We start from the raw sequence: 25,883 nt of genomic DNA on the forward strand, positions 1-25,883 counted from the left end.
CCGGCGCGCGCTGCCGTCGACCTCGTCGTCCTTGCCCAGCGGGCACGTGCGATGGTGAGGTAAGACGGCAGCGCGTCCGGGTGCGCCGCCGGGACCCCGCAGGCACCACGATCACCGACATGAGGAGCAGACGAACGTGACCAATGACGCTCTCTCCAATCTGCTGCACGAGGACCGGAGCTTTCCGCCGTCCGAGGAGTTCGCCGCCCAGGCGAACGCCAAGGCGGACCTCTACGAGGAGGCCGCAGCGGACCGGCTGGCGTTCTGGGAGCGCCAGGCGCGCGAGCTGCTGTCGTGGGACTCCGAGTGGTCGCAGGTGCTCGACTGGAGCAACCCGCCGTTCGCGAAGTGGTTCGTCGACGGCAAGCTCAACGTGGCGTACAACTGCGTCGACCGGCACGTCGAGGCCGGCAACGGCGACCGCGTCGCGCTCCACTGGGAGGGCGAGCCGGGCGACACCCGCACACTGACCTACGCCGACCTGCAGCGCGAGGTCTCGAAGGCCGCCAACGCGCTGACCGAGCTCGGCGTCGGCCACGGCGACCGCGTCGCGATCTACCTGCCGATGATCCCCGAGGCGGCCGTCTCGATGCTGGCGTGCGCCCGCATCGGCGCCATCCACTCCGTCGTGTTCGGCGGGTTCTCGGCCGAGGCGCTGCGCAGCCGCATCGAGGACGCCCAGGCCAAGCTGGTCATCACGGCCGACGGCGGGTACCGGCGCGGCAAGCCGTCGGCGCTCAAGCCGGCCGTCGACGAGGCCGTCGCCAAGTCGCCGTCCATCGAGAAGGTGCTGGTCGTGCGCCGCACCGAGCAGGAGGTCGACTGGGACGGGAGCCACGACGTCTGGTGGCACGACATCGTCGACCGGCAGTCCGACCAGCACACCCCCGAACCCCACGACGCCGAGGACACCCTCTACATCCTCTACACGTCGGGCACCACCGGGAAGCCGAAGGGCATCAAGCACACGTCCGGCGGCTACCTGCTCCAGGCGGCGTACACGCACCGCAACGTCTTCGACCTCAAGCCCGAGACCGACGTCTACTGGTGCACGGCCGACGTCGGCTGGGTCACCGGCCACAGCTACATCGTCTACGGCCCGCTCGCCAACGGCGCCACCCAGGTGATGTACGAGGGCACGCCGGACTTCCCCGAGCCCGGGCGCTGGTGGGACATCGTCGAGAAGTACAAGGTCACCATCCTGTACACGGCGCCCACGGCCATCCGCACGTTCATGAAGCAGGGCGAGGAGATCCCGGGCCGGCGCGACCTGTCGTCGCTGCGCGTCCTCGGCAGCGTCGGCGAGCCGATCAACCCGGAGGCGTGGATCTGGTACCGCCGCGTCATCGGCGGCGACCGCACCCCCGTCGTCGACACCTGGTGGCAGACCGAGACCGGCGCCGTGATGATCAGCCCGCTGCCCGGCGTCACCGCCGCGAAGCCCGGCTCGGCGCAGAAGGCACTGCCGGGCATCTCGGCCGACGTGGTCGACGACGCCGGCAACGTGGTGCCCGACGGCCACGGCGGCTACCTCGTGCTCACCGAGCCGTGGCCGTCCATGCTGCGCACCATCTGGGGCGACGACCAGCGCTTCATCGACACGTACTGGTCGCGCTTCGAGGGCCGCTACTTCGCGGGCGACGGCGCCAAGAAGGACGACGACGGCGACATCTGGCTGCTGGGCCGGGTCGACGACGTCATGAACGTGTCCGGCCACCGCATCTCGACGACGGAGGTCGAGTCGGCCCTCGTCTCGCACCCGAAGGTGGCCGAGTCCGCCGTCGTCGGCGCCTCGGACCCGACCACCGGGCAGGGCATCGTCGCGTTCGTCATCCTGCGCGCCAGCGCGGGCGACGGCGGCGCCGACGTCGTGCAGGAGCTGCGCAACCACGTCGCCAAGGAGATCGGCCCCATCGCCAAGCCACGGCAGATCATGATCGTGCCGGAGCTGCCGAAGACGCGCTCGGGCAAGATCATGCGCCGCCTCCTGCGCGACGTGGCCGAGAACCGCGAGCTGGGTGACGTCCAGACGCTCGCCGACCCGACGGTCATGAACCTCATCAGCGAGGGCCTGTCGCAGAGCAGCTCGTCCGAGGACTGACCCGCTCTGATCGGCCGGCCGGGCTGCTCCGCGGCCGGCCGATCAGGTTCGGCGACCCTGGATCGCCGAAAGCACGTCTGCTGCAACGAAACGCCGTGGATGCTCACCACCGTACGGCCGGAGGATGTGCAGCTCGACGAGCGGGAACGTAGGCAATGTGGTCGTACTCCTTGCCGGTACGACCATCAGTTCCACCCATCGGCACGAGCGACCCGATCGGGCGCAGTCCATCGCGTCCTCGAGTGCTGGAACTCACCGCGGTGAGATTCACGTCTTCGGGCCTCGAACCAGAACATGGCCACGGCAGGTTCCAGATTTCCTGGAACTCGGTTCTCAGGCGTTGTGGGCGGCGACCTCGAGGGCGACGGTGTGCAGGGTGGCGCGCAGGGACCCGGGCTCGAGCACCTCGACGCCGTTCATGAGGGTGAAGAGCTGGGCCGCGGCGACCTCCTCGGCCTCGGTCCACAGCTCGACGGCGGACCAGCCGTCCGCGTCCGGTTCCGACGCCGTCGCCCGGGCCTGAGAGGCCGCCAGCGCGCCGACCGCCGTGTGCAGCCGCCGCAGCGCCGACGGCGACAGCCGCACCCGGCAGCGGTAGCGCAGCAGCGACCGGTCGAACTCCGCCGACGACGCCGCCCACCACGAGGCGAGGTCGAAGCCGTCGGGCCGCCAGCTCGTCTCGGCCCGCACCGTCGCGGCGTCGATGCGCCCGACCCGGTAGGTGCGCACCTGCCGGCGGTGCGCCGCGACCAGGTACCAGGTGCCGGCCTTGAGCACGAGCCCGAGCGGGTCGAGCAGCCGCGACACCGTCCGGTCCGAGCGCCGGTACGACACGTCGAGCCGCCTGCCGGACCAGACCGCGTCGGACACCGCCGCCAGGTGTGCGGGCGGCGCCGACGTGTCGAACCAGCCGGGTGCGTCGACGTGGAAGCGTTCGCGCAACCGGGCCGCCCGGCCGCGCAGCTCCGGCGGCAGCATGGCGATGACCTTGGTCTGTGCGGCGACCAGGACGGTGCCCAGCCCCAGGTCGGCGACGGCGCTCGGGACGCCGCCGACGAACAGCGCGGCCGCCTCGTCGCCGGTCAGCCCGTCGAGCGTGGTGCGCCAGCCCTCGACCAGCCGGATGCCGCCGCCCGGCCCGGACTCCGTCCACAGCGGCACGCCGGACGCCTGCAGCGCGGCGATGTCGCGGTAGACCGTGCGCACGGACACCTCGAGCTCGCGGGCGACCTCGGCGGCCGTGACCGTCCGCTTCTGCTGGATCAGCAGCATCATCGCCATCAGCCGGCTGGCTCTCACACCGCCGAACCTACCCGGAGAAGCTGACAAAAGGTGTCAGCGATGTGGCGCGACCATGGGGACCATGGCCACCTGGAGACAGTTCGAGGACGAGGCGCCCGAGCTCGCGGAAGTCGCCCGCGACCGGCTCACCGCCACCTTGCACCACGTGCTCGCGACGCTGCGGGCCGACGGCTCGCCGCGGGTCAGCGGCACCGAGGTCGCCTTCGAGGGCGAGCACCTGACGCTGGGATCCATGCCGGGCGCGCTCAAGGCGCGGGACCTGCAGCGCGACCCCCGCTACTCGCTGCATTCCAACCCCGGAGACGGGTCGATGACGACGCCGGACCTCAAGGTCTCCGGCCGGGCCGTCGAGGTCGTCGGTGCCGAGTACGAGGCCTATCGCAGCGCCCATGCGGCGCAGCTGCCGCCGGGACCGTTCCACCTGTTCCGGCTCGGCCTCGACGACGTCGTGCTGGCCGGGCTGAACGACGCACGGACGGGGATGGAGATCCGGCTCTGGCGGCCCGGGCAGCCCGTGCGCACCTTCACCCGCTAGGACCGGTCCAGGAGTGGACGATAAAGTACACGGCAGGTGTGCCGGGAAGTCTGGTCGGCGTCACGCCGTCGCGCGCCCAGACACAGAAGGTGATGCCCGTGCCCCGCCGCCTGTTCGCCCGGTCCACCTGGCCCGAGGCCCAGTACGTCGCCTCGGTGCTGCGCAGCGAGACGACTGGCGGCTTCCTCATGCTGCTGGCCGCAGCCGCCGCGCTCCTGTGGGCGAACGTCGCAAGCGGCTCCTACGAGGCCCTCCGGACAACGACGGTGGGCCCGGCGTCGCTACACCTCGACCTCGACCTCGCGACCTGGGCCGCCGACGGCCTGCTGGCGATCTTCTTCCTGGTCGCCGGGTTGGAGCTGAAGCGGGAACTCGTCGTCGGCAGCCTGCGCCGACCGGCCGAGGCGATCCTGCCCATCGTCGCGGCGGCCTGCGGGATGATCGGCCCGATCGCCGTGTACCTCCTGGTCAACGGCATCGGCGGCGGCAGCCCGGACGGCTGGGCGGTGCCCACCGCCACCGACATCGCCTTCGCCCTGGCCGTGCTGGCCGTCATCGGATCGCAGTTGCCGTCGGCGCTACGCGCGTTCCTGCTGACGCTCGCCGTGGTCGACGACCTGCTGGCCATCCTGCTCATCGCGATCTTCTTCACGACCGACGTGCGGCTGTGGCCGCTGGCCGGCGCGGCGGCCATCCTCGTCGCTTACCACCTCATGCAGCGCCGCAACATCCATGCGTGGTGGCTCTACGTGCCGATGGGCGTCGTGGCGTGGGCACTCATGCACGAGAGCGGCGTGCACGCCACCGTCGTGGGCGTGGCGTTCGGTCTGCTGACCCGCGCTCACCGCCGCGCCGGCGAGCACCAAGCGCCCGCGGAGCGGATCGAGCATCGGGTACGGCCGTTCTCCGCCGTCCTGTGCGTGCCGATCTTCGCGCTGTTCGCGGCGGGCGTCACCGTCTCCGGCCCGTCGATCCGCGAGGTGTTCACCGAGCCGGTGGCGCTGGGTGTCGTTCTCGGGCTGGTGGCGGGCAAGGCGATCGGGGTCTTCGGCGGCACCTACCTGATCGCGCGCTTCACCAAGGCGGAGCTGAACCCCGACCTCACCTGGAGCGACGTCTTCGGACTGGCGACCATCGCGGGCATCGGGTTCACGGTCTCGCTGCTCATAGGCGAGCTGGCGTTCCGCGACGACCCGCACATGGAAGAACTGGTCAAGACCGCTGTCCTGGTCGGCTCGATACTCGCCGCTCTCATCGCCACGGTGCTGCTGGCCAGGCGCAACACGATCTACCGGCGCATGGCGGAGGAAGAGTCCCGCGACGAGGACCGGGACGGGATCCCTGACGTCTACGAGGTCGACGGGCAGGACACTCAGGGATGACCCGTCGGCCCGTCTTCGCGACCATGTTCGCCGACCTGCTCTAGAGTCGAACACGAGGCCACGCCGGCACCGCCGTCGCGGCCGTCGTGACTCGTGACGTATTGCGACGAGGGGGTTGGCAGATGGCCGCACGGGCAACCAGTGAGGCCGACGGGCCCGCCTCCATCGGCCGGCTCGTGAGCTCCATCAAGGACGACCTCACCGGCCTGGTCCGCGACGAGATCGCGCTGGCCAAGGCGGAGCTGAAAGAGGACGCGAAGTCCGCGGCCCTCGGCGGCGCGATGTCCGGGGCGGCCGCGGTCCTCCTCCTGCTGGCGGTCATTCTCGGCTCGTTCGCGCTGGTCTACGGTGTGCACGCGCTGGGCCTGGCGCTCGGCTGGTCGTTCCTCGTGGTCGCCGGCTTCTACGTGCTCGTCGCACTCGTCCTGCTGCTCCTGGCCCGCGGCCGGTTCGGCAGGATCTCCATGGCCGAGCGGACGAAGGTCACCGCTCGCGACGCCGCCCGAGCCCTGACGAGGTCGAGCAACAGCACGTGATCACCAACGACGCACATCGCCAGACGGTCGAGATCCCGGGCCCATGGACGCATCGCACCGTCGCCGCCAACGGCGCCCAGTTCCATGCCGCCGAGATGGGCCACGGGCCGCTGGTCCTGCTCCTGCACGGATTCCCCGAGTTCTGGTGGGCCTGGCGGCACCAGCTGCCCGCGCTCGCCGCGGCCGGCTGGCGCGCCGTCGCGCTCGACCTGCGCGGCGCCGGCGGCAGCGACAAGACCCCGCGCGGGTACGACGCGTTCACGTTCGCCGCGGACATCACCGGCGCCATCCGCTCGCTCGGTGAGCGGCGCGCCGTCCTCGTCGGGCACGGCTGGGGCGCCTACGGGGCGTGGACGGCGGCAGCCATGCGGCCCGCGCACGTCGACGCGCTCGCCGTCCTGTCGATGCCGCACCCGCTGATCCTGCGCCGGCACCTGCTGAAGGGCCGGCTACGGCACAGTGGCTCGCTGGCCTGGGTGCAGACGCCCATGGCCCCGGAGCGGCGGCTCGTCGCCGACGACGGCGCGCACGTCGAGACGCTGCTGCGCCGCTGGTCAGCCCCCGGCTCCGCCTTCCCCGACGACGAAGCTTCGCGCCACTACCGCGCCGCCATGCAGTTGTGGCCGGCGCCGCACTGCGCGCTGGAGTACCAGCGCTGGCTGTTCCGCTCTCTGTTCCGCGGCGACGGCCGGCGCTTCGCCAAGCGCGTCCAGGACCCGCTCACCATGCCGGTCCTGCAGGTGCACGGTGCCCAGGACTCCAACGTCGACATCGACCTCGCCGCGGCGTCGCGCACGATGGTGGGCGGCGAGTACCACTGGCTGTCGCTCGAGTCCGCCGGTCACTTCCCGCACGAGGAGGCGCCCGCCGCCGTCACCGACGCGCTGCTCGACTGGCTGGTCAAGCAGCGCGCCCGCCACGACCAACTCTGAACCCGGACAGTCGGGTGACCGCCGTCGCCGCGAAGGCCGTCCTGGCCGCCGCCGCCCGCGCGCTGGGAAGCGAGACCAGCGACGCGGCTCGGGTGCCACGCGGCTGGGGCGGCCAGAACTGGCGGGTCACCGCCGACGGCGGCGAGCGGTTCCTGGTGAAGTTCGGCGACCCGGCGTCGGCCGAGAAGTGGTCGGCGGCGTCGTCGGCCTACGACCTCGCCCGCCGGGCCGGTGTTCCCGCGCCGCGCCTCGCGGCGTTCGAGGCGCACTGTCCCGAGGCCGGAGGGGCCGCGATGCGACTCCTCACCTGGGTCGACGGCGTCGAGCCGGCATCCGTGCTCCGCGGTGACGCGGCCGTCGGCCGGTTCTTCGGCGACCTCGGCACGGCGTTGCGCCGGCTGCACGCGATCGACCTCGAGACGTTCTCGTCCCGGCTGGACGGGTCGGCGCCCGTGTTCGCCCGGTGGACCGGCTACGTCGCGTACCGGCTTCCGCAGGTCGCCGGCCGGGTGGCCGCGACGGACGCGTTCCAACCCGCGGCGTTCGCCGCTTTGGCCGGGCGCATCACGGACCTGGCCGAGCGGGTCTCAGCGGCGGTCGCGCCGGCGCCGTGCCACCGCGACCTCTACCTGGACAACCTGCTCGCCACGCCCGATGCCGGGCTGGCCGCGCTGGTCGACTTCGACGGGGCCGAGGCCTGGGACCCCGCCGTCGACCTGGTGAAGCTGCGGTGGCAGGTGTTCCCGCGCTATCCCGGCGCGCGGGCCGCGTTCGAGGCGGCCTACCACCCGGCGGACGTGCCGCCGCGGTGGCCCGAGCGAGTCGAGCTCGTCGAGCTGCTGGAGCTGGTCAACCACGTCGCCAACGCCCGTGCCGTCGGTGACCGCGGTTTCGAGGACCTCGGCCGCGACCGGCTGACGCAGGTCTGCCGGGCGTCGGCCGCCCTCGAGACCGTCGACCTCGCCCGGCCGGTGCGCTGAGGCGGACTCAGGTGCAGGAGCCGGTCGGAACCGGTTCGGTCGCCTCGGCGGCGCCGGCTGCGAGCTCGGTGAACTCGCTCGGCGCCAGTGCGTAGCCGGTGTCGGGGTCGGTGAGCGACGCGGCGAACACGACCCCCAGGACGGTGCCGTCCGGGGAGATGAGCGGCCCGCCGGAGTTGCCCGGCCGGATGCTGCCGCGCAGCGACACGACGTCGCGGGTGATGGTGTTCTCGTCGTAGATGTCGTGGCCGATGAGCTGGTGGACGTCGCGGACGCGGACCTCTTCGCTGCGCAGCGGGCCGTTGTTCGGGTAGCCGATGACGGCGGCCTCGTCGCCGTTGGCGGGGTTGTCGGGCGTCAGCGTGAGCTGCGGCAGCGTGAGGCCGGGCACGGCGAGGACGGCGAGGTCGGTCTCGGGGTCGAAGGCGACCACGGTGGCGGCGAGCGGGTCGCCGTCGGGGAAGGTGATGACGGGCTCGCGGACGCCGGCCACGACATGGGCGTTGGTCATGATGCGCTCGGCGGCCACGACGAAGCCGCTGCCGGTGATGACCCGCTCGCAGGCGTCGGCCTGGCCGGTGATCTGGACGACGCTGTTCGCGGCCGTGCGGACCTCGGGGTCGCGGCGCAGCAGGCTGCCGGGCGGGCCGACGTCGACGATGGGCTCGGACGCCCACGGCACGACGACCTGCGGGAAGCCGCCGGCCGCCACGACGTCCTCGAAGGCGTCGCGCAGGCTGTCGGGCGAGATGGGCACCGCTTGGTCGACGAGGTCGAGCAGCCGCGACTCGCGCACGCCCGGCGAGGCGTACGGGACGGCGGCGGTGGAGATGGCCAGCCCGACCGCCCACGCGGCCAGCAGCAGGCCGGCCACCCCCAGGATGGCACCGCCCGCGGCGTCGAACTTCTTGGCCGGCTGCGACGACACCTTGGACCGCACCCAGCCGCCGGCCCACGCCAGCACGCCCTGCCCGATGGACGCCACGCCGAGCACCAGCAGGACCGCCAGCACCGACACCCCGAGGCCCGGGTCGAAGCTGCCGAGCACCAGCGGCACCAGCAGCAGCCCGGCGGCCGCGCCGCCGACGAACCCGACGAAGGACAGGAGGCCGACGACGAAGCCGTGGGTCCAGCCGGTGTAGCCGACGACCACCGCAAGAATGATGATGATGAGGTCGACGGCGTTCAAGCCCAGCGTCACGACCCACCTCGACCTTCACGGCTCAGGCCCGCCCCCGTAGGCATGGGCTCGACGAGAGTACGATCCCACGGCTCGGCGATTCCGGCAGCATCGAACAAAGTGGACAGAACGCCCGCCGTGAACCCCCAGATGAGCAGGCCGCTGGCCCGGAAGGCCGGCCCTTCGTGGCCCGACGGGTAGCGCAGCTGCAGGCGGTTGGCGGGGTCGGTGAGCTCGCTGACCGGCACCCGGTGCACCGACGCGACCTCGGCGGGGTCGACCACGCGGACCTCGCACGGCTCGCGCCACCAGGCCAGCACGGGCGTGACGGCGTAGTTCGAGACCGAGACCCACAACGGCGGCAGCGTGGCGACGATCTCGACGCCGGCGGGGTCGACGCCGGTCTCTTCGGCGCACTCGCGCAGCGCCGTTCCGACCGGGCCGCCGTCGCCGGGGTCGGCGCCGCCACCGGGGAACGCGGCCTGGCCGGCGTGGTTGCGCAGGCCCGCCGCCCGTTCGATGAGCAGGACGTCGGGCTCACCGTCGGTCTCGCCGAACAGCAGCAGGACGGCGGACTCGCGCGCGGTGTCGTCGGGCGGTCCCCACTGGCCGGCCTGCTTGGCCCACTCGCCGGCCGCGGCGTCGGCGATGCGCCGCAGCCAGTCGGGCAGCCGCGGGCCGGCGGGAGTGGTCATGCACGCGGTCCTTCGCGGACCAGCTTGGCGGCGACCTTGGGATCGGTGGGGCCCTCGCCGAACGACGGGCACAGCCGGGCCAGCGGGCAGGCCCCGCAGGCCGGCCGCCGGGCGTGACATCGTCGGCGCCCGTGCCAGATGACCCGGTGCGAGAGCATGGTCCACTCGCTCTTGGGGAACAGCGCGCCGATCTCGGCCTCGACCTTGTCCGGATCGGTCTGGCTGGTCCAGCCGAACCGGCGGACCAGCCGGCCGAAGTGGGTGTCGACCGTGATGCCGGGGACGCCGAACGCGTTGCCGAGCACGACGTTGGCGGTCTTGCGCCCCACGCCGGGCAGCGTGACGAGATCTTTCAGCGTGCCGGGGACCTCGCCGCCGAACCGCTCGACGATGGCCTGCGACAGCCCCAGGATGGACTGCGTCTTGGCTCGGAAGAAGCCGGTGGGCTGGATGATCTTCTCGACGTCGTCGCGCTCGGCGGCCGCCAGCGCGACGGCGTCGGGGTAGCGCGCGAACAGCGTGGGCGTGACGCCGTTGACCCGAACGTCGGTGGTCTGTGCGGACAGCACCGTGGCGATCAGCAGCTCGAACGGACTGGTGAAGTCGAGCTCGCAGTGCGCGTCGGGATAGGTGGCGTCGAGCTCACGGTTGATCTTGCGCGCCCGCCGCGTGAGGGCGAGCTTGGACTCGGTAGCGGCCATCGACACCACTTCACTCTACGTTCCCGCGCCGACAGTCCGAGTCGCGGAAGAGGCGACCCGCCGCCGGTGTTCGATGAGTGAATCCGATCCGCCCGAGGACTCGGCGTGCATCCGTGCGGGTCCCGCGGGGCGATTCGCAGTCGCCCGAGGACTCGGCGTGCATCCGTGCGGGTCCCGCGGGGCGATTCGCAGTCGCCCGAGGACTCGGCGTGCATCCGTGCGGGTCCCGCGGGGCGATTCGCAGTCGTAGGGGTGCATGGTGAGCCATGATGGGCCGCAGGCACAATAGGTCGCGGCCGACGTGACGCGAAACACCGGACGGTTGACCGCGCGTGGCTCGACGGCAAGGAGGATCTGGCAGTGTCTGACGACGCTCTACGGAGCGCACTTCTGTTCCGCGAACTCGACGACGAGGCCGCCGGCGCGCTGCGCGCGTCGATGACCGAGGTGCACCTGAGCCGCGGCGAGACGCTCTTCCGCGAAGGCGACGAGGGCGACCGCGTCTATGTCGTCACCGAGGGCAAGATCAAGCTCGGCCGCACCGCACCCGACGGACGCGAGAACCTGCTGGCGCTGCTCGGTCCCGGCCAGATGTTCGGCGAGCTGTCGCTGTTCGACCCCGGCCCGCGCTCGGCGACGGCCACGGCGGTCACCGACACGACGCTGTGGAGCCTCAGCCACGCCGACCTCACCCCCTGGCTCACCGGGCGGCCCGAGGTGGCCCGCGGCCTGCTGCTGCAGCTGGCGTCGCGGCTGCGCCGGTCCAACGACATCCAGACCGACCTCGTCTTCTCCGACGTGCCGGGCCGGGTGGCCAAGCAGCTGCTCGACCTCTCCCAGCGCTTCGGCGTGCCGTCCGAAGAGGGCATGCGCGTCGTCCACGACCTCACGCAGGAAGAGCTGGCCCAGCTGGTCGGCGCGTCGCGCGAGACGGTGAACAAGGCGCTGGCCGACTTCGTGTCGCGCGGCTGGCTGCGGCTCGAGCAGCGCTCCGTCGTCGTCCTCGACGTCGACCGCCTGCGCCGCCGCGCCCGCTGACGCCGGCTCAGCCCGTCGCACGCAGATAGGCCAGCGTCGCCTCGACGGTGCGCTCAGCGGCCGGCCAGAGCGCGCGGTCGACGTCGGCGTAGACGACCTCGACGACGTCGCGGGCGGTCCGTGCCCCGCCGTCGAGCGCGGCCCGCACCTGCTCGATCCGCTGCCGCCGGTGGGCGAGGTACTGATCGACGACGGCGACGGCGTCGGCGTGCGTGGGGCCGTGGCCCGGCAGCAACAGCGCCCCGCGCGGTACGGCCGTGCGCAACAGCTCCAGCGACGCGAGGTAGGCGGCGAGATCGCCGTCGGGGTGCGACACGATGGTGGTACCCCGGCCGAGCACCGTGTCGCCGGTGAACAGCAGCACGGACTCGCCGTCGTCGGCGACGAACGAGACCGAGTCCGCGGTGTGACCCGGCGTGTCCAGCACCAGCAGGCCGAGGTCGTCCAGCCGCTCGCCGTGGGCGGGCAGCTCGGCGTCGGCGCCGCTGGCGGCCGGGTCGCGGGCCAGCACGGGCGCGCCGCCGGTGAGCTCGCGGAACAGCTCGATGCCGCCGCAATGGTCGGCGTGGTGGTGCGTGATCAGCGCGAGCGAGACCGACCCCAGCGACAGGACCGCGTCGAGGTGCTCCTCGAGCCACGGCCCGGGATCGATGACGACGATCCCGTCGCCCGTCCGCAGCACATAGGTGTTCGTGCCGTCGAGCGTCATGGGGCCGGGGTTGTCCGCCAGCACCAGCCGGCACCACTCCGGCAGGACCACGCCGGTCACGGCTGCTCTCCCGGGTCGTCGCCGGGATACTCGGGGTCGTCGGGCAGCAGCCCCCAGACCTCGGCGCCGTCGTCGAGCCAGCCGGGCACGACGGTCTCGATGGGCCGGCCGTCGCCCGCGGCGAGCGCCTCGGCCACCGTCGCGAACGGGAGCAGCGACGTCAACACCACCGCCGTCGGCGGCAGCATGACCACCTCGCCGCGCGCGGCCCGCTCCAGCACGTCGGCCGGCCGCACCCACCCGACCTCGGACGCCTCGCCGGAGACATCGGCCGCCTCCTGGCCGTGCGGCAGTCCCGCCAGGTAGAACCAGGTGTCGTAGCGGCGCTCCTCGAACCGTGGCGTGATCCAGTGCGCCCACGGAACGAGGTCGCCGGGCGTCAGCAGCACGCCGGTCTCCTCGTGCGTCTCGCGGATGGCCGTACGCACGAACGCCTCCGCGGGATCGGCGCCGTCGACCGGGTCGACCTTTCCGCCGGGGAAGGCGACCATGCCGCCGGCGAACGCCATGCCGGTGTGCCGGACGTGGACGTACACCTCGACGCCGTCCCCCGAGCCCGCCGGGCGCAGGAGTGCGACCGTCGACGCCGGCCGTGGCGCCACGACCGGCAGCCCGCCGGCCAGGAACGCCCGGGCCCGCTCCGCGAGCGGACCCGGCAGCGCCCGCCGTCGGCCGTCGTTCACTCGAACGGACCTCAGCCGACCTCGACGATCATCTCGACCTCGACCGGCGCGTCGAGCGGCAGCACCGGGACGCCGACGGCGCTGCGGGCGTGCTGCCCGGCGTCGCCGAAGACCTTGCCGAGCAGGTCACTGGCACCGTTGATCACCTGCGGCTGGCCGGTGAAGTCCACCGTCGACGCCACGAAGCCGAGCAGCTTCACCACGCGGGTGACGGCGGACAGGTCGCCCACCTCGGCGCGGATGGCGGCCAGCGCGTTGAGGGCACACTGCTGGGCACACTCGTACGCCTGCTCGGGCGTGACGTCGGCGCCGACCTTGCCCTTATGGATGAGCTCGCCGCCCCGGACCGGCACCTGGCCGGCGGTGAACACGAACGAGCCGCTGCGCACGGCCGGCACGTAGGCGGCGACCGGCTTGACGACGTCGGGCACGCTCAGGCCCAGCGCGGTCAGCCGCTCCTCCGGAGTCCCCGTCATTCGGGCTTCTCCCGCTTGAAGTAGGCAACGACGTTCTCGGGGTTCATGCCGGGCACGATCTGGACCAGCTCCCAGCCGTCCTCGCCCCAGTTGTCCAGGATCTGCTTGGTCGCGTGCACCAGCACGGGCGCGGTCGCGTACTCCCACTTGGCCATGGGCGCGAGCCTACTGGGCGGGGGGTCAGGCCCAGCGCGACCCCTGGCCAGGATGCTCGTCGAAGACCAGCCAGGTGCGGGTGCTCAGCACTCCGGGCACGTCCTGGATGTGCTCGAGCACGACGTGGCGCAGCTCGCTGTTGTTGGGAGCGCGGACCAGCGCCAGCACGTCGAAGTCGCCGCCGACCAGGGCGAAGTGCTCGACGTAGGGCAGGGAGCCGAGCGCCGCCGCCACCTCGCGCCAGGCGTTCTGCTGGATCGACAGCATGACGTAGGCGCTGGTCGCGAGGCCCGCCCGCTCCGGGTTGACCTGTGCGGCGAACCCGGTGATGACGCCGTCGGCGAGCAGGCGGTCGACCCGCGCGTAGGCGTTGGCACGCGACACGTGCACCCGTTCGGCCAGCTGGCGGATGGACAGCCGGCCCTGCTCGACCAGCTCGGCGAGGATGCGGCGGTCGACGTCGTCGAGGTCGCGCGCGGACGATCGGCCGGTATTCCAGGTGTGACCGCGGTCACTCTGAGACATCTGGTCGCTCATCGCGCCTCCTGACTACCAGCTGTCCTCGATTTCTGCCGGATCTGGAGATGACCATCTCACAGGGGCACCATTCAGGGATACAGCGTCCGCCTGCCGACAGAGGTGACTGACCCATGACCACGCAGGCCGAGCACCGGATGCCTCCCGCCACGCTGCCCGCCGACGCCGACCTGCTGCCGTCGGCCGAACCGATCCGGTTCCTCGACGACGACGGCGGCCCCGCGCCGGGCGACGCCCACGGCCGGTACGAGCGGCCGGCGCCGGAACTGCTGCGCCGCGCCTACGCCGCCATGGTGCTCGGCCGCAGGTTCGACGCCCAGGCCACGGCGCTGACGAAACAGGGCCGCCTCGCGGTCTACCCGTCCAGCCGTGGCCAGGAGGCCTGCCAGATCGGCGCCGTGCTGGCGCTGCGCGAAGCCGACTGGCTGTTCCCGACCTACCGCGACACCATGGCGCTGGCCGCTCGCGGCATCGACGCGGCCGACGCGCTGACGCTGCTGCGCGGCAGCTGGCACTGCGGCTACGACCCCATGGCCACCCGCACCGCGCCCCAGTGCACGCCGCTGGCCACGCACGCCCCGCACGCCGTCGGCGTCGCCTACGCCGCCCGGCGGCGCGGCGAGGACACCGTCGCGCTGGTGCTCATCGGCGACGGCGGCACCAGCGAGGGCGACTTCCACGAGGCACTGAACTTCGCCGCCGTCTTCCACGCGCCGGTCGTCTTCCTCGTGCAGAACAACGGATACGCCATCTCCGTCCCGCTGTCCCGGCAGACGGCGGCGCCGTCGCTGGCGCACAAGGGCGCCGGCTACGGCGTTCGCGGCGAGCGCGTCGACGGCAACGACCCGCTCGCCGTCCTGGCCGTGCTCACCGAGGCCGTCGAGTCCGCGCGGGCCGGCGGCGGCCCCGTCCTCGTCGAGGCCCACACCTACCGGATCGAGCCGCACACGAATGCCGACGACGACGCCCGCTACCGCGACCACGACGAGGTCGAGACGTGGAAGCGGCGCGACCCGATCGCACGGCTCGAGGCGTACCTGCGGTCGCAGGGCGAGCTGACCGACGACGACGTGAGCGCGGCGCGCGAGGCGGCGGAGGCGTACGCCGCCGACGTCCGCGCCCGGCTGGGCGAGGAGCCCTCTGGCGACCCCGCCGACCTGTTCGCCCACGTCTACGCCGCGCCGACGCCGCAACTGCGCGAGCAGGCCGGGTGGCTGGCCGAGGAGCTCGCCCGATGACGCTGAGCATTGGCAAGGCCCTCAACGCGGCGCTGCGCGACGCGATGCGCGAGGACGACACCGTGCTGATGTTCGGCGAGGACGTCGGCGCGCTGGGCGGGGTCTTCCGGGTCACCGACGGCCTGGCGGCGGAGTTCGGCGACCGCTGCTTCGACACGCCGCTGGCCGAGGCCGGCATCGTCGGCATGGCCGTCGGCATGGCGATGAACGGCTTCCGGCCGGTGGTCGAGATGCAGTTCGACGCGTTCGCCTACCCGGCGTTCGAGCAGATCGCGTCGCATGTCGCCAAGATGCGCAACCGCACCCGCGGCGCCGTCAACCTGCCCATGGTCATCCGCGTGCCGTACGCGGGCGGCATCGGCGGCGTCGAGCACCACTCGGACTCCTCCGAGGCGTACTACGCACACACGCCCGGCCTCAAGGTCGTCACGCCGGCGACGGTGGCCGACGCCTACTCGCTGCTGCGCGAGGCGATCGCCGACCCCGACCCGGTCGTGTTCATGGAGGCCAAGAAGCTCTACTGGGCCAAGGACGAGGTGTCGCTGCCGGTGACGACGGCGCCGTTCGGGACCGCCGAGGTACGGCGCGAGGGCACCGACGCGACGCTGGTCGCCTACGGCCCGGCCGTCCCGGTGGCGCTCGAGGCGGCCGCCGCGGCGGCGGAGGACGGACGCTCGCTCGAGGTCGTCGACCTGCGCACGCTGGTCCCGTTCGACGACTCGGCCGTGGCCGAGTCGGTGCGCAAGACCGGCCGCTGCGTCGTGGTCGCCGAGGCCACCGGGTTCGCCGGCGTGTCCGCCGAGATCGCCGCCCGCGTGCAGGAGCGCTGCTTCCACTCGCTGTGGGCGCCCGTGCTCCGCGTCACCGGCTGGGACGTGCCGTACCCCCCACCGGTGCTGGAGAAGTACCACCTGCCCGGCGTCGACCGCGTGCTCGACACCGTCGACCGGCTGCAGTGGGACGACGTGCCCGACCCGCGCTTCCTGGTGCCGGAGCAGGCGACGTGACGGACTACCCGATCCCCGCGGCCGAGACACGCTCCTCCGTCGAGGACGGGGAACAGCCGGTGGAGCGCACCTTCGTTCTTCCCGACCTCGGTGAGGGCCTGACGGAGGCCGAGATCGTCGCGTGGCGGGTCGCCGAGGGCGACGAGGTCGGTGTCGACGACGTGGTGGTCGACGTCGAGACCGCCAAGGCGACGGTCGAGGTGCCCTGCCCGCATGCCGGCCGGGTGACGAGGCTGCACGGCGCGCCAGGCACGATGGTCGCCGTCGGCGCGCCGCTCATCACCGTCGCCGGCGCCACAGCCGAACCGGCGGCGACGGGGTCAGGGGCGGTCCTCGTCGGCTACGGCACCGAGAACGCGACGATGCGACGGCGCTCGCGCAGCCGGACCGTGGTGGCGGCCGGCGGTAGTGCGCCGCGGGTGCTATCGCCGGTGGTCCGCCGGCTGGCACGCGACCGCGGCGTCGACGTCCGGGTGCTCAGCGGCTCGGGGCCTGACGGCGTCATCCTGCGGCGCGACGTCGAAGCGGCCCCGGCGGCGGCGGCCGAGCGCTCCCCGAACGGCCCCCCGGCACGACCACAGCGGGAGTCGCACCCAACGCCGTCGGTGCAAAGCAGACAGACCCTCCACGGAATTCGCAGGGCCATCGCAGAGAAGTCGGCCCGGAGCCGGCGCGAGATCCCGGATGCGACGACCTGGGTCGACGTCGACGCCACCGGACTGATGGAGGCGCGCGAGGCCCTCGGCGTCGGGCTGCTGGCGCTGCTCGGCCGCATCAGCGTCGCCGCGCTGACCCGGTTCCCCGAGCTCAACGCGTCGGTGGAGCACGACGGCGACGACCTCGTCCTCGTCCGCCACGGCCACGTCGGCCTCGGCTTCGCCGCCCAGACCGAGCGCGGGCTCGTCGTCCCCGTCGTCCACGAGGCCGACCGGCTCAGCACCGCCGAGCTCGCGGCCGAGCTGGCCCGGCTCACCGAGGCGGCCCGGGCCGGCGCGCTGACCCCGGAGCAGCTCACCGGCGGCACGTTCACGCTGAACAACTACGGTGTGTTCGGGGTCGACGGCTCCACGCCGATCGTCAACCATCCCGAGGCGGCGCTGCTGGGCGTCGGGCGCATCGTCGACAAGCCGTGGGTCGTCGACGGGCAGCTGGCCGTGCGCAAGGTGACGCAGCTCTCGCTGACCTTCGACCACCGGGTGTGCGACGGCGGCGTCGCCGGCGGGTTCCTGCGCTACGTGGCCGACTGCGTCGAGCGGCCACTGGGGCTACTGCTCGACCTCTGAGGGGTCAGAAGGCCTTGTCGCCGACCCCGAGGTCTGACGTCAGTCCTGATGAAGGGGGTGTTCGGCGCGGTGCTTGCGCCAGCGCTCGATCATGAGCGGCAGCTCGGCGCGCATGAACTCCATGTAGTCGAGCGTCTCGACGAGCCGGTGGGCGCCCCGCCCGGGCGGCAGCTTGGCGATGCCGTCGCTGAGCACGGCGCTGTAGCGGCGCAGCAGGGGCTCGCGCTGCATGATGATGTGCGCCCACACGTCGTCGTCGTAGATGCGGTAGTGGTCGGCGCGCGACCCGGGCTCGCGCTCGCGCGCCAGCAGGCCCGCCTGCACCAGCGTGCGGACGGCGCCGGAGATGGCGGCGGGGCTCACCCGCAGGCCTTCGGCGAGCTCCGCGGCGGTGTAGCGCTCCGCGTCCTCGGCCAGCACGTAGGCGAACACCCGGGCCGGCATCCGGGGCAGCCCGGACTCGGTGAGGACGAGGGCGAACTGCTCCACGAACCGCAGCAACGCGTCGTCGTCCGGACCGGTGGCCGGAGCCGTCATGTGGCCGTCCCCTTTCACTGTGAGCACCATCATACGTTTTATCCAGTTCACAATTTTGTGAACGGCGACTAGGTTGGCACCCAGGCGGGGGTGCCCGAGACCGCGCGCCCCGGTGAGCCACCGGCTTCTCGACGAAGCAGTATTCTCGGTGGAGCCTGGGGCGCCGCGGTCATACCGCGCCCGACCGGCATCGGATCGGAGGACGCGCGGTGAGCAGCACGGGCCTGGCGGTCGCGTTCGCCGCCGGCGCCGCCGGCCTGCACGCACTGGCCGCCCTCGGCATGGTCGCGCAGCTCCGCTGGTGGTACCCGACCGCGCTGACCATCGCCGCGTCGGGCCTGCACGTGTGCGCCCTGCACTTCGGCCCGCTCACGCTGGTGCAGCCGCTGGGAGTGCTCAGCCTGGCGTTCGCGCTGATCCTCTCGTGGGCCGTCACGCGCCGCCGGGTCAGCCGGCTCGAGTGGGCCGGCATGGCGCTCAGCATGGCCGGGCTCGCCGCCCTGTTGCTGCTGGCCGCGCCGACGCGGCCACGCAGCGAGCTGAGCTCCACGCAGATCCTCCTCCTCACCCTCGCCGTCGTCTCCCTCATCGCCGTGGCCGTCGTCGGCGCCTCGCGGCTGCCGCTGCGGCCGGTGCGCCGCAGCCTGCTGTTCGCGCTGGCCGCCGGCACGACCTTCGGCGTCTCGTCGGCGCTGACCCAGACGGTGACCATCCGGGTCACCGACACCGGCACCGCCGCCGTCCTGCAGCCCGCCAGCGCCGTCGTGCTGGTGCTGGCGGCCACGGGGCTGCTGCTCTCGCGCCGCGCCTATCGCGGCGGCCTCGGTGCCCCGCTGGCCACCGCCACCATCGTCAATCCCGTGACGGCGTCGGCCATCGGCATCGGGCTGCTCGGCGAGCGGTTCTCCGGCGGCCCGGCCGAGGTGACGCTGTCCGTGGCCGCCGCGCTGACCGCCGCGGCCGGCGTCGTGCTGCTGGCGCGCGGCAGCCGGGCTGCGGTCACCCGCCCGGCGCGACGCGAGCGCGTACCGGTTCCGACCTGAGCTCCACCAACGCGGCCCGATGCGCGCGCCACCGGGCGGCGGCGACCTCGAGCTGCGCTGACACGAACCGGTAGAACTCGCGCGTCTCGTGGATGCGCCGGTACCCGGCGCGGTCGTGCGGCAGCAGCGTCTGGCCCTCGGCGAACAGCTGGTCGACGCGCCTGAACATCGGCTCCTGCCGGCCGATGATCGTCGCCCAGACGTCGTCGCTGTACAGACGGTAGTGGTCGGCGCGGTCGCCCGGCACGCGGTCCTTGACCAGCATGCCGATGCCGGTCAGCACTCGTACGGCGCCGGAGATGGCCGCCGGGCTCACTCGCAGGCCCGCGGCGAGCTCGGCCGCCGTATGCGTCTCGGCGTCGGAGGCCAGGACGTAGGCGAACACCCGGGCCGGCATGCGCTGCAGGCCGGCGTCGTTCAGGAGCACGGCGAACTGCTCGACGAACCGGCTGCGGGCCTGCTCGGCGGCGGCGTCGGTCACGGTCCTCCCACCCCCATCACGATGTTCTCGACCATAACGGACTTTAAGCAATTCACAAAAATGTGAAGAGTGTGTAGTGTCGCGAGCATGACCACTGCGATCGACGTCGCCGGCGTCGTCAAGACCTTCGGACCGGTCCGCGCCCTCGACGGCCTGGACCTGAAGGTCTCCACCGGCGAGGTCCACGGGTTCCTCGGCCCCAACGGGGCCGGCAAGTCGACGACGATCCGGGTCCTGCTGGGGCTGCTGCGGGCCGACTCCGGCACCGCGCGGCTGCTCGGCGGCGATCCCTGGAACGACGCCGTCGCCCTGCACCGCCGGCTCGCCTACGTCCCCGGTGACGTCAACCTGTGGCCCAACCTCACCGGCGGCGAGGCGATCGACCTGCTCGGCCGGCTGCGCGGCGGGCTGGACGAGAAGCGCCGCCAGGAGCTGCTCGAGCGGTTCGACCTCGACCCGGCGAAGAAGGGCCGCACCTACTCGAAGGGCAACCGGCAGAAGGTGGCGCTGGTCGCGGCACTGGCCTCCGACGTCGAGCTGCTCATCCTCGACGAGCCGACCTCCGGCCTCGACCCGTTGATGGAGGCCGTGTTCAACGAGGTCATCGACGAGTGGAAGGACGACGGCAAGACCGTGCTGCTGTCCAGCCACATCCTGACCGAGGTCGAGAAGCTGTGCGACCGCGTCAGCATCATCCGGGCCGGCACGATCGTCGAGGCCGGGACGCTGAGCGAGCTGCGCCACCTCACCCGCACCGCCATCGCGGCCGAGACCGAGCAGCCGGCCACCGGGCTGGAGCGGCTGCCCGGCATTCACGATCTCGACGCCGAGGGCCGGCGGGTGCGGTTCAGCGTCGACACCGCCCAGCTCGACGGCGCCATGAAGCACCTCACACAGTTCGGCATCCAGACGCTCACCAGCCAGCCGCCGACGCTCGAGGAACTGTTCATGCGCCACTACGGCGACGAGCTCGCCGCCGAGGAGGCCGTGGCCGAGGCAGGGGCCTCGTCGTGAGCGTCGCGACCGCCGGCCCGCGGCCCGGCCATCACGCCGCCGCGAGGTCCGGCGGGAGCACGCTGACCGGCACCGGCACGATGATCCGCTTCGTCCTGCGCCGCGACCGCGTCCGGCTGCCCATCTGGATCGGCGCCATCGTCCTCTCGGTCGTCGGCAGCCTGCCGGCGTTCCCCGAGACCTACCCGACGGCGGCCGACCGGCAGGCCCGGGCCGCGCTGCTGGACAACCCGGCCACCGTCGCTCTGACCGGCCCCGCCTACGGCACCGACGACTACACCTTCGGCGCCATGACGGCGAACGAGCTGCTCGGCTTCGTCGCCATCGCCGTCGCCCTGATGAGCGTGCTGCTCATGGTCCGGCACACCCGCGCCGAAGAGGAGACCGGCCGTACCGAGCTGCTGCGCGCCGGCGTCCTGGGCCGGCACGCCCCCACGACCGCGGCATTCGTCGTCGTCGCCGGCGCGAACCTGCTGATCGGGTTGCTGCTCGCGGTGCTGATGCCGGCCACGCTGGCCGAGCTGTCCGCGTCGAGCTCGCTGCTGTTCGGCGCCGCCGTGGCCTCCGTCGGCCTCGTCTTCACCGGTGTCGGTGCGCTGGCCGCGCAGGTCACCGAGCACGCTCGGGCGGCGACGGGGATCGGCGCGGCCGCCGTGGGCGTGGCGTTCGCGCTGCGTGCCATCGGCGATGTCGGCAACGCGGCGCTGTCCTGGATGTCGCCCATCGGCTGGGCCCAGCGCACCCGGGTCTACGTCGACGACCGCTGGTGGCCACTGCTGCTCGCGGTGGGTCTGACGGTGGTGCTGGTCGCCCTGGCGTTCGCCACGACCAGCCGCCGCGACGTCGGCGCCGGGCTGGTCCCGCCGCGTCCCGGTAGTCCGCGGGGCCGCGCCGGGCTCTCAACGCCGTTCGGGCTGGCCCTGCGGCTGCAGCGCGGCGGCCTCATCGGCTGGGGTGTCGGCCTGGTGGTGTTCGGTCTCGCCTACGGCAGCCTGGCGTCGTCGATCGAGGAGTTCGTCTCGGACAACTCGACGCTGCAGGACATGCTGGGCGACTCCGGCACCCTGATCGACGGCTTCATGGCCATCGTCGTGCTCATGATGGCGCTGCTCGCGGCCGCCTACGGGCTGACAGCGGTGCTGCGGCTGCGCAGCGAGGAGACGTCCGGCCGGGGCGAGCCGGTGCTGGCGACGGCGGTGTCGCGGGTCCGGTTCGCAGGTAGCCATCTCGCGGTCGCGGTGGGCGGCAGCCTGCTGCTCATGCTGGCCGGCGGGCTGAGCCTGGCGCTGACGGCGTCGCTCGCGCTGGACGACGCGAGCGTGTTCGGCACGCTGCTGGGCGCCGCCGTGGCGCACCTGCCGGGCATCTGGCTGGTGATCGCCGTCGCCGTCGCGCTGGTCGGCCTGGCGCCGCAGCTGGTGCATCTGTCCTGGGTGGTGCTGACCTACGGTGTGGTGGTGGGCGTGCTGGGCGGCTTCTTCCAGTTCCCCGGCTGGGTGACGAAGATCTCGCCCTTCCAGGCCGCTTCTCCTCTTCCAGGAGGAGACCTCGGGACGGTAGCGGTTGTCATAATGGTTGTGCTAGCGGTCGCCCTCTTCGGGATCGGTCTGCTCGGCTTCCGCCGGCGTGACATGACGACGACCTGAACCGGTAGCTGGGGGAGCCAGGTGGCACATCCGTCAGTCGTGGACGAACCGGCGCAGGCTCCTGCGCCGGTCGCTCCGCACACCCCGTCCGACTACATCCGGTGGGCACTACGGCGCGTCCGCACGCCGCGGCGCCCCGTCCTCATCGTCGAGATGGTCATCCTCGCCGCCGTCTACGGCATCTACTCGCTGATCCGCAACAGCGTGCCCGACGACCAGGCCCGCGCCATGGCCAACAGCGTGCAGGTCTGGACTGCCGAGCAGAGCCTCAACATCGACTTCGAGCTGTGGCTCAACCACACCGTGCACGCCGTCGAGTGGCTGACCGTCACCATCAACTACTTCTACGTGTTCCTGCACTTCGTGGTCACCGGCGCGGTGCTGGTCTGGCTGTTCCTCAGGCATCCGGGCCGCTACAGGGCCGCTCGGACGGTGCTGGCGGTCACCACCGCGCTGGCGCTGTTCGGCTACTACCTGTTCCCGCTGGCGCCGCCGCGGCTGCTGCCCTCCGGGCTGTTCTACGACACCGTCGCCCTGCACGAGACCGTGGGCGCGCTGACGTCGGGCGACCTGCAGAACCTGTCCAACCAGTACGCCGCCATGCCCTCGATGCACGCCGGCTGGTCCATGTGGTGCGGCATCGCCATCGTCATGTTCGCCCGCCGGCACTGGGTGAAGGTGCTGGGCGTGCTGTACCCGCTGGCCACCGTGCTGGTCATCACCGCCACCGCCAACCATTACGTGCTCGACGCCGTCGGTGGCTGGGCCACGCTGGCCGCCGGGTTCGCCCTGCAGCGGCTGCTGCACGGCCGTTCGGTCCGCGCCTTCACGCAGCACGTAGCGGCGGTTCCGTAGGCCTCACGAGGGTCATGCGAACCGACGGCCGATGGGGGCCGGAACGTCTCCCTGAGGTTTCGGTCCATCCGGACGTCGACCAGGGTGCGTTTCGTATCCTTGCATGACACGAGGTTCGAGTAGGGGCACGGTTCATGGGCGACTGGGAGGGCGTGCGGCTGCACGTCGTCACGGGCAAGGGCGGCACCGGCAAGACGACGGTGGCCGGCGCGCTCGCCATGGCGCTGGCGGCCGGGGGCCGTCGCGTGCTGGTCGCCGAGGTCGAGGAGCGGCAGGGCCTGGCCCAGCTGTTCGACGTCCCGCCGCTGAGCTACGAGGAGCGCCGGGTGGCCTCGGCGCCGGGCGGTGGCGAGGTGTACGCACTGGCCATCGATGCACGCGAAGCCATGCACGAGTACCTCGCCATGTTCTACCGGCTCGGCCGGGCCGGGCGGGCGCTCGACAAGCTCGGCTTCGTCGACTTCGCCACCACCATCGCCCCCGGGCTGCGCGACGTCCTGCTGACCGGCAAGGCCTACGAGGCCACCCGGCGGCGCACCGCCGACCACCACACCTACGACGCCGTCGTCCTCGACGCGCCGCCCACCGGCCGGGTGGTCCGCTTCCTCGACGTCACCACGTCGGTGTCGTCGCTGGCCCGGGTCGGTCCCATCAACCGGCAGGCCAATTCCATCACCGACCTCATCCACAGCCCCCGCACGGCCGTGCACGTGGTCACGCTGCTCGAGGACATGCCCGTGCAAGAGACCGCCGACGCCGTCGCCGACCTGCAGGCCGCGCACATCCCGGTGGGCGCCGTGGTCGTCAACCAGGTCCGGCCGCCACACCTCGCCGCGCGGTCGTTGCCCGCGGCCCGGCGGGGCCGGCTCGACCACGAGGCGGTGCTGGCCGGCCTGCGCGCCGCCGGGCTGCCCGCCACCGACGCCGTCGTCGCCCTGCTCACCCGCGAGGCCGCCGACCACGCCGAGCGCACGGCGCTCGAGAAGACCCAGCGCGCGCTGGTCGACGACCTCGGCCGGCCGGTCTACGAGCTGCCCCGCATCGCCGACGGCATCGATCCGACCGCGCTCTACGAGCTTGCCGACGCCCTGGCCGAGCAGGGTGCCGTGTGAACCCAGGACCTCGGGCGGCCCGGCCGCCGCACTTCGACGTCGACCGCCTCATCGACGACCGCCGGATCCGCATCGTCGTCACCTGCGGCTCCGGCGGCGTCGGCAAGACGACGACGGCGGCGGCCATCGCGCTACGGGCGGCCGAGCGGGGCCGCAAGGCCGTCGTGCTGACCATCGACCCGGCCCGGCGGCTGGCGCAGTCCATGGGACTGTCCGAGCTCGACAACACCCCGCGCGCCGTCAAGGGCGTCGACGGCGAGGCCGGCGGCAGCCTCGACGCGATGATGCTGGACATGAAGCGGACCTTCGACGAGGTGGTCGAGGAACACACCACGCCCGAGCGGGCCAGGCAGATCCGGGCCAACCCCTTCTACCAGGCGCTCTCCTCGTCCTTCGCCGGGACGCAGGAGTACATGGCCATGGAGAAGCTCGGACAGCTGCGCGCCCGGCCCGACTGGGACCTCATCGTCGTCGACACTCCGCCGTCGCGGTCGGCGCTGGACTTCCTCGACGCCCCGGAGCGGCTCGGCTCCTTCCTTGACGGGCGCCTGATCCGGTTGCTCGGCGGGACGGCCCGGGCGGGCGGGCGCACCTACCTCAAGGTGCTGCACGCCGGCTTCAACGTCGTGACGTCGACTCTCACCAAGATCCTCGGCGGCGAGTTGCTCAAGGACGTCTCGACCTTCGTCAACGCGCTCGACACCATGTTCGGCGGCTTCCGCGAACGGGCCGAGCAGACTTATGCGCTGCTGAAGCGCCCCGAGACGGCGTTCATCGTGGTCGCAGCACCTGAGCACGACGCCCTGCGCGAGGCCTCCTATTTCGTCGACCGGCTCTCCCGCGACGCCATGCCGCTGGCCGGGCTGCTGCTCAACCGGGTGCACGCGTCGGGGGCGGCCGGCATCGGCGCGGAGCAGGCGGTGGCCGCGGCCGAACGGCTGGAGTCGGCGTCCGACGAGGACCATGTGCTGACGGCGGCCCTGCTGCGCCTGCACGCCGACCGGCTCAAGCTGGCGACCCGCGACGAGCGCATCGGCGAGCGGTTCAGCACGACGCACCCCGACGTGCCCGTGACGCGCATCCCGGCCCTCGCCGGCGACGTCCACGACCTCGACGGCCTGCGCCAGATCGGCGCCCTCTTCGACGCCGGCTGACGGCTGTCAGCTACTGAAGCCGTAGCACTCGTCCGGCCAGCGGCCCTCGTCGGGTGACAGCCGCTCGACGATGACCGGTGCGGGCGACGGCGGCACCGTGAACTCGAAGCAGGCCTTGTCCACGCCGCTCTGCGCACTGATCGCGATGGCCGGGGGCACGCCCACCACCGCGACCACCTGGAGGTCGTCCGGCCGCTCCGTCACCGAGACCAGCTCGCCGTCCTGAGTGCGCGTCACGAGGTCTTCGACGATGTCCTCGAGGCGGGCACCGACGGCCTCGTCGAACTCGCCGGCATCGCGGTTTCGCTCCAGCCTGCCGCGCATGATCTCCGCCTCGGCCGCCTGCTCGTCGAGGACCTCTTGCTCACCCTGCCGCCACTGGTACCAGATGACGATGACGAGCGTCGTGACGAGCAGCACGAGGACGACCGCGAGTGCGGCCATCGCGCGGCCGATGCGTCTCCACGTGCGGCTGTCCACGGCGGCGGTCGGCCCCCTCGGGTGCGCTTC

General features: G+C 72.5%; 28 protein-coding genes. 16 read left to right on the plus strand and 12 right to left on the minus strand.

Annotated elements, in window-relative coordinates:
* Positions 1 to 136 precede the first annotated feature (136 nt).
* Positions 137 to 2,101 (plus strand): acetate--CoA ligase, encoded by a 1,965-nt coding sequence (gene acs, locus E1212_RS11810; RefSeq protein WP_131982584.1) that lies wholly within the window; start codon positions 137 to 139, stop codon positions 2,099 to 2,101.
* A gap of 333 nt (positions 2,102 to 2,434) precedes the next feature.
* Here the strand turns inward: acs and E1212_RS11815 are convergent, their stop codons facing one another.
* Positions 2,435 to 3,400 (minus strand): helix-turn-helix transcriptional regulator, encoded by a 966-nt coding sequence (locus tag E1212_RS11815; RefSeq protein WP_131982586.1) that lies wholly within the window; start codon positions 3,398 to 3,400, stop codon positions 2,435 to 2,437.
* A 64-nt stretch (positions 3,401 to 3,464) separates the two neighbouring features.
* Between E1212_RS11815 and E1212_RS11820 the strand changes: the two genes are divergently transcribed.
* The 5 genes from E1212_RS11820 to E1212_RS11840 all read left to right on the plus strand — a co-directional run bounded on the left by E1212_RS11820 (position 3,465) and on the right by E1212_RS11840 (position 7,768).
* Positions 3,465 to 3,938: a pyridoxamine 5'-phosphate oxidase family protein gene (locus E1212_RS11820; RefSeq protein ID WP_131982588.1), complete on the plus strand. Its 474-nt coding sequence runs from the start codon at positions 3,465 to 3,467 to the stop codon at positions 3,936 to 3,938.
* A gap of 92 nt (positions 3,939 to 4,030) precedes the next feature.
* Entirely contained in the window at positions 4,031 to 5,320 is a 1,290-nt protein-coding gene (gene nhaA, locus E1212_RS11825; RefSeq protein ID WP_131982694.1) for a Na+/H+ antiporter NhaA, read from the plus strand.
* Between the two features lie 122 nt (positions 5,321 to 5,442).
* Positions 5,443 to 5,856 carry a phage holin family protein gene (locus E1212_RS11830; protein WP_131982590.1) on the plus strand — a complete coding sequence of 138 codons (414 nt, stop codon included), beginning with the start codon at positions 5,443 to 5,445 and terminating at the stop codon, positions 5,854 to 5,856.
* A complete protein-coding gene (locus E1212_RS11835; RefSeq protein WP_203416769.1) occupies positions 5,853 to 6,788 on the plus strand; it encodes an alpha/beta fold hydrolase in 936 nt (311 codons plus the stop codon). The genes E1212_RS11830 and E1212_RS11835 overlap by 4 nt, the downstream gene beginning before the upstream one ends.
* A 14-nt stretch (positions 6,789 to 6,802) precedes the next feature.
* Positions 6,803 to 7,768 (plus strand): aminoglycoside phosphotransferase family protein, encoded by a 966-nt coding sequence (locus E1212_RS11840; RefSeq protein ID WP_162605434.1) that lies wholly within the window; start codon positions 6,803 to 6,805, stop codon positions 7,766 to 7,768.
* A gap of 7 nt (positions 7,769 to 7,775) precedes the next feature.
* Here the strand turns inward: E1212_RS11840 and E1212_RS11845 are convergent, their stop codons facing one another.
* Genes E1212_RS11845 through nth form a run of 3 tightly spaced genes read right to left on the minus strand, consistent with a single transcriptional unit; the run spans position 7,776 to position 10,344 of the window.
* Positions 7,776 to 8,969 carry a MarP family serine protease gene (locus tag E1212_RS11845; protein WP_131982594.1) on the minus strand — a complete coding sequence of 398 codons (1,194 nt, stop codon included), beginning with the start codon at positions 8,967 to 8,969 and terminating at the stop codon, positions 7,776 to 7,778.
* Positions 8,966 to 9,643, minus strand: a complete 678-nt coding sequence (locus tag E1212_RS11850) for an NUDIX hydrolase (RefSeq protein WP_131982596.1) — start codon at positions 9,641 to 9,643, stop codon at positions 8,966 to 8,968. The genes E1212_RS11845 and E1212_RS11850 overlap by 4 nt, the downstream gene beginning before the upstream one ends.
* On the minus strand, positions 9,640 to 10,344 hold the full coding sequence (gene nth, locus E1212_RS11855) for an endonuclease III (RefSeq protein WP_131982698.1): 705 nt from the start codon (positions 10,342 to 10,344) through the stop codon (positions 9,640 to 9,642). The genes E1212_RS11850 and nth overlap by 4 nt, the downstream gene beginning before the upstream one ends.
* Positions 10,345 to 10,704: 360 nt before the next feature.
* Between nth and E1212_RS11860 the strand changes: the two genes are divergently transcribed.
* Positions 10,705 to 11,382 (plus strand): Crp/Fnr family transcriptional regulator, encoded by a 678-nt coding sequence (locus E1212_RS11860; RefSeq protein WP_238992323.1) that lies wholly within the window; start codon positions 10,705 to 10,707, stop codon positions 11,380 to 11,382.
* A 7-nt stretch (positions 11,383 to 11,389) separates the two neighbouring features.
* On the opposite strand, the gene E1212_RS11865 is transcribed toward E1212_RS11860, so the two are convergent.
* From E1212_RS11865 to E1212_RS11885, 5 genes are read right to left on the minus strand one after another with little or no spacing between them, the layout of a single operon-like run.
* The gene (locus tag E1212_RS11865) at positions 11,390 to 12,091 is read right to left on the minus strand and encodes an MBL fold metallo-hydrolase (protein WP_131982702.1); all 702 of its coding nucleotides are present in this window, start codon (positions 12,089 to 12,091) and stop codon (positions 11,390 to 11,392) included.
* A 56-nt stretch (positions 12,092 to 12,147) separates the two neighbouring features.
* Complete coding sequence (locus tag E1212_RS11870; protein WP_131982598.1) at positions 12,148 to 12,834, minus strand: NUDIX hydrolase; 687 nt, start codon at positions 12,832 to 12,834, stop codon at positions 12,148 to 12,150.
* A gap of 11 nt (positions 12,835 to 12,845) precedes the next feature.
* The gene (locus E1212_RS11875; protein WP_131982600.1) at positions 12,846 to 13,310 is read right to left on the minus strand and encodes a RidA family protein; all 465 of its coding nucleotides are present in this window, start codon (positions 13,308 to 13,310) and stop codon (positions 12,846 to 12,848) included.
* Positions 13,307 to 13,465: a Sp36 family protein gene (locus tag E1212_RS11880; protein WP_119659507.1), complete on the minus strand. Its 159-nt coding sequence runs from the start codon at positions 13,463 to 13,465 to the stop codon at positions 13,307 to 13,309. The genes E1212_RS11875 and E1212_RS11880 overlap by 4 nt, the downstream gene beginning before the upstream one ends.
* Positions 13,466 to 13,490: 25 nt before the next feature.
* On the minus strand, positions 13,491 to 14,003 hold the full coding sequence (locus tag E1212_RS11885) for an Lrp/AsnC family transcriptional regulator (protein ID WP_203416771.1): 513 nt from the start codon (positions 14,001 to 14,003) through the stop codon (positions 13,491 to 13,493).
* Between the two features lie 113 nt (positions 14,004 to 14,116).
* Between E1212_RS11885 and pdhA the strand changes: the two genes are divergently transcribed.
* From pdhA to E1212_RS11900, 3 genes are read left to right on the plus strand one after another with little or no spacing between them, the layout of a single operon-like run.
* Positions 14,117 to 15,241, plus strand: coding sequence for a pyruvate dehydrogenase (acetyl-transferring) E1 component subunit alpha (gene pdhA / locus E1212_RS11890; protein WP_131982604.1), 1,125 nt, complete (start codon positions 14,117 to 14,119; stop codon positions 15,239 to 15,241).
* Positions 15,238 to 16,248: an alpha-ketoacid dehydrogenase subunit beta gene (locus E1212_RS11895; protein ID WP_131982606.1), complete on the plus strand. Its 1,011-nt coding sequence runs from the start codon at positions 15,238 to 15,240 to the stop codon at positions 16,246 to 16,248. Before pdhA ends, E1212_RS11895 begins: the two co-directional genes overlap by 4 nt.
* Positions 16,249 to 16,307: 59 nt before the next feature.
* Positions 16,308 to 17,531 (plus strand): dihydrolipoamide acetyltransferase family protein, encoded by a 1,224-nt coding sequence (locus E1212_RS11900; RefSeq protein ID WP_131982704.1) that lies wholly within the window; start codon positions 16,308 to 16,310, stop codon positions 17,529 to 17,531.
* Positions 17,532 to 17,570: 39 nt separating this feature from the next.
* On the opposite strand, the gene E1212_RS11905 is transcribed toward E1212_RS11900, so the two are convergent.
* Positions 17,571 to 18,068: a GbsR/MarR family transcriptional regulator gene (locus E1212_RS11905; RefSeq protein ID WP_131982608.1), complete on the minus strand. Its 498-nt coding sequence runs from the start codon at positions 18,066 to 18,068 to the stop codon at positions 17,571 to 17,573.
* A 209-nt stretch (positions 18,069 to 18,277) separates the two neighbouring features.
* Here E1212_RS11905 and E1212_RS11910 point away from each other — a divergent pair, with 209 nt between their 5' ends.
* Positions 18,278 to 19,111, plus strand: coding sequence for a DMT family transporter (locus E1212_RS11910; protein ID WP_131982610.1), 834 nt, complete (start codon positions 18,278 to 18,280; stop codon positions 19,109 to 19,111).
* Here the strand turns inward: E1212_RS11910 and E1212_RS11915 are convergent.
* Positions 19,068 to 19,592, minus strand: coding sequence for a GbsR/MarR family transcriptional regulator (locus tag E1212_RS11915; protein ID WP_131982612.1), 525 nt, complete (start codon positions 19,590 to 19,592; stop codon positions 19,068 to 19,070). The two genes, E1212_RS11910 and E1212_RS11915, sit on opposite strands and share 44 nt — an antisense overlap.
* Positions 19,593 to 19,679: 87 nt before the next feature.
* Here E1212_RS11915 and E1212_RS11920 point away from each other — a divergent pair, with 87 nt between their 5' ends.
* The 5 genes from E1212_RS11920 to bagB all read left to right on the plus strand — a co-directional run bounded on the left by E1212_RS11920 (position 19,680) and on the right by bagB (position 25,373).
* Positions 19,680 to 20,606, plus strand: coding sequence for an ABC transporter ATP-binding protein (locus E1212_RS11920; protein WP_131982614.1), 927 nt, complete (start codon positions 19,680 to 19,682; stop codon positions 20,604 to 20,606).
* Positions 20,603 to 22,252, plus strand: coding sequence for an ABC transporter permease (locus E1212_RS11925; RefSeq protein WP_131982616.1), 1,650 nt, complete (start codon positions 20,603 to 20,605; stop codon positions 22,250 to 22,252). The genes E1212_RS11920 and E1212_RS11925 overlap by 4 nt, the downstream gene beginning before the upstream one ends.
* Before the next feature lie 39 nt (positions 22,253 to 22,291).
* Positions 22,292 to 23,107, plus strand: coding sequence for a phosphatase PAP2 family protein (locus tag E1212_RS11930; protein WP_203416772.1), 816 nt, complete (start codon positions 22,292 to 22,294; stop codon positions 23,105 to 23,107).
* A gap of 134 nt (positions 23,108 to 23,241) precedes the next feature.
* Complete coding sequence (bagA, locus tag E1212_RS29975) at positions 23,242 to 24,219, plus strand: ATPase BagA (protein ID WP_203416773.1); 978 nt, start codon at positions 23,242 to 23,244, stop codon at positions 24,217 to 24,219.
* Positions 24,216 to 25,373 carry an ArsA family ATPase gene (gene bagB / locus E1212_RS29980; protein ID WP_203416774.1) on the plus strand — a complete coding sequence of 386 codons (1,158 nt, stop codon included), beginning with the start codon at positions 24,216 to 24,218 and terminating at the stop codon, positions 25,371 to 25,373. Before bagA ends, bagB begins: the two co-directional genes overlap by 4 nt.
* Before the next feature lie 6 nt (positions 25,374 to 25,379).
* Here bagB and E1212_RS11940 read toward each other — a convergent pair whose 3' ends face one another.
* Positions 25,380 to 25,817: a hypothetical protein gene (locus E1212_RS11940; RefSeq protein WP_131982618.1), complete on the minus strand. Its 438-nt coding sequence runs from the start codon at positions 25,815 to 25,817 to the stop codon at positions 25,380 to 25,382.
* Positions 25,818 to 25,883 lie beyond the last annotated feature (66 nt).

Origin of the sequence: Jiangella ureilytica (genome assembly GCF_004348545.1) — a bacterium.
Lineage (GTDB): Bacteria > Actinomycetota > Actinomycetes > Jiangellales > Jiangellaceae > Jiangella > Jiangella ureilytica.

Coding starts and splice junctions, on each gene's coding strand:
- E1212_RS11820 (WP_131982588.1), top strand. CDS start 3,465: ATGGCCACCTGGAGACAGTTCGAGGACGAGGCGCCCGAGCTCGCGGAA.
- nhaA (WP_131982694.1), top strand. CDS start 4,031: ATGCCCGTGCCCCGCCGCCTGTTCGCCCGGTCCACCTGGCCCGAGGCC.
- E1212_RS11830 (WP_131982590.1), top strand. CDS start 5,443: ATGGCCGCACGGGCAACCAGTGAGGCCGACGGGCCCGCCTCCATCGGC.
- E1212_RS11850 (WP_131982596.1), bottom strand. CDS start 9,643: ATGACCACTCCCGCCGGCCCGCGGCTGCCCGACTGGCTGCGGCGCATC.
- nth (WP_131982698.1), bottom strand. CDS start 10,344: ATGGCCGCTACCGAGTCCAAGCTCGCCCTCACGCGGCGGGCGCGCAAG.
- E1212_RS11865 (WP_131982702.1), bottom strand. CDS start 12,091: ATGACGCTCGACGGCACGAACACCTATGTGCTGCGGACGGGCGACGGG.
- E1212_RS11875 (WP_131982600.1), bottom strand. CDS start 13,310: ATGACGGGGACTCCGGAGGAGCGGCTGACCGCGCTGGGCCTGAGCGTG.
- E1212_RS11880 (WP_119659507.1), bottom strand. CDS start 13,465: ATGGCCAAGTGGGAGTACGCGACCGCGCCCGTGCTGGTGCACGCGACC.
- E1212_RS11885 (WP_203416771.1), bottom strand. CDS start 14,003: ATGAGCGACCAGATGTCTCAGAGTGACCGCGGTCACACCTGGAATACC.
- pdhA (WP_131982604.1), top strand. CDS start 14,117: ATGACCACGCAGGCCGAGCACCGGATGCCTCCCGCCACGCTGCCCGCC.
- E1212_RS11895 (WP_131982606.1), top strand. CDS start 15,238: ATGACGCTGAGCATTGGCAAGGCCCTCAACGCGGCGCTGCGCGACGCG.
- E1212_RS11905 (WP_131982608.1), bottom strand. CDS start 18,068: ATGACGGCTCCGGCCACCGGTCCGGACGACGACGCGTTGCTGCGGTTC.
- E1212_RS11920 (WP_131982614.1), top strand. CDS start 19,680: ATGACCACTGCGATCGACGTCGCCGGCGTCGTCAAGACCTTCGGACCG.
- bagA (WP_203416773.1), top strand. CDS start 23,242: ATGGGCGACTGGGAGGGCGTGCGGCTGCACGTCGTCACGGGCAAGGGC.
- E1212_RS11940 (WP_131982618.1), bottom strand. CDS start 25,817: ATGGCCGCACTCGCGGTCGTCCTCGTGCTGCTCGTCACGACGCTCGTC.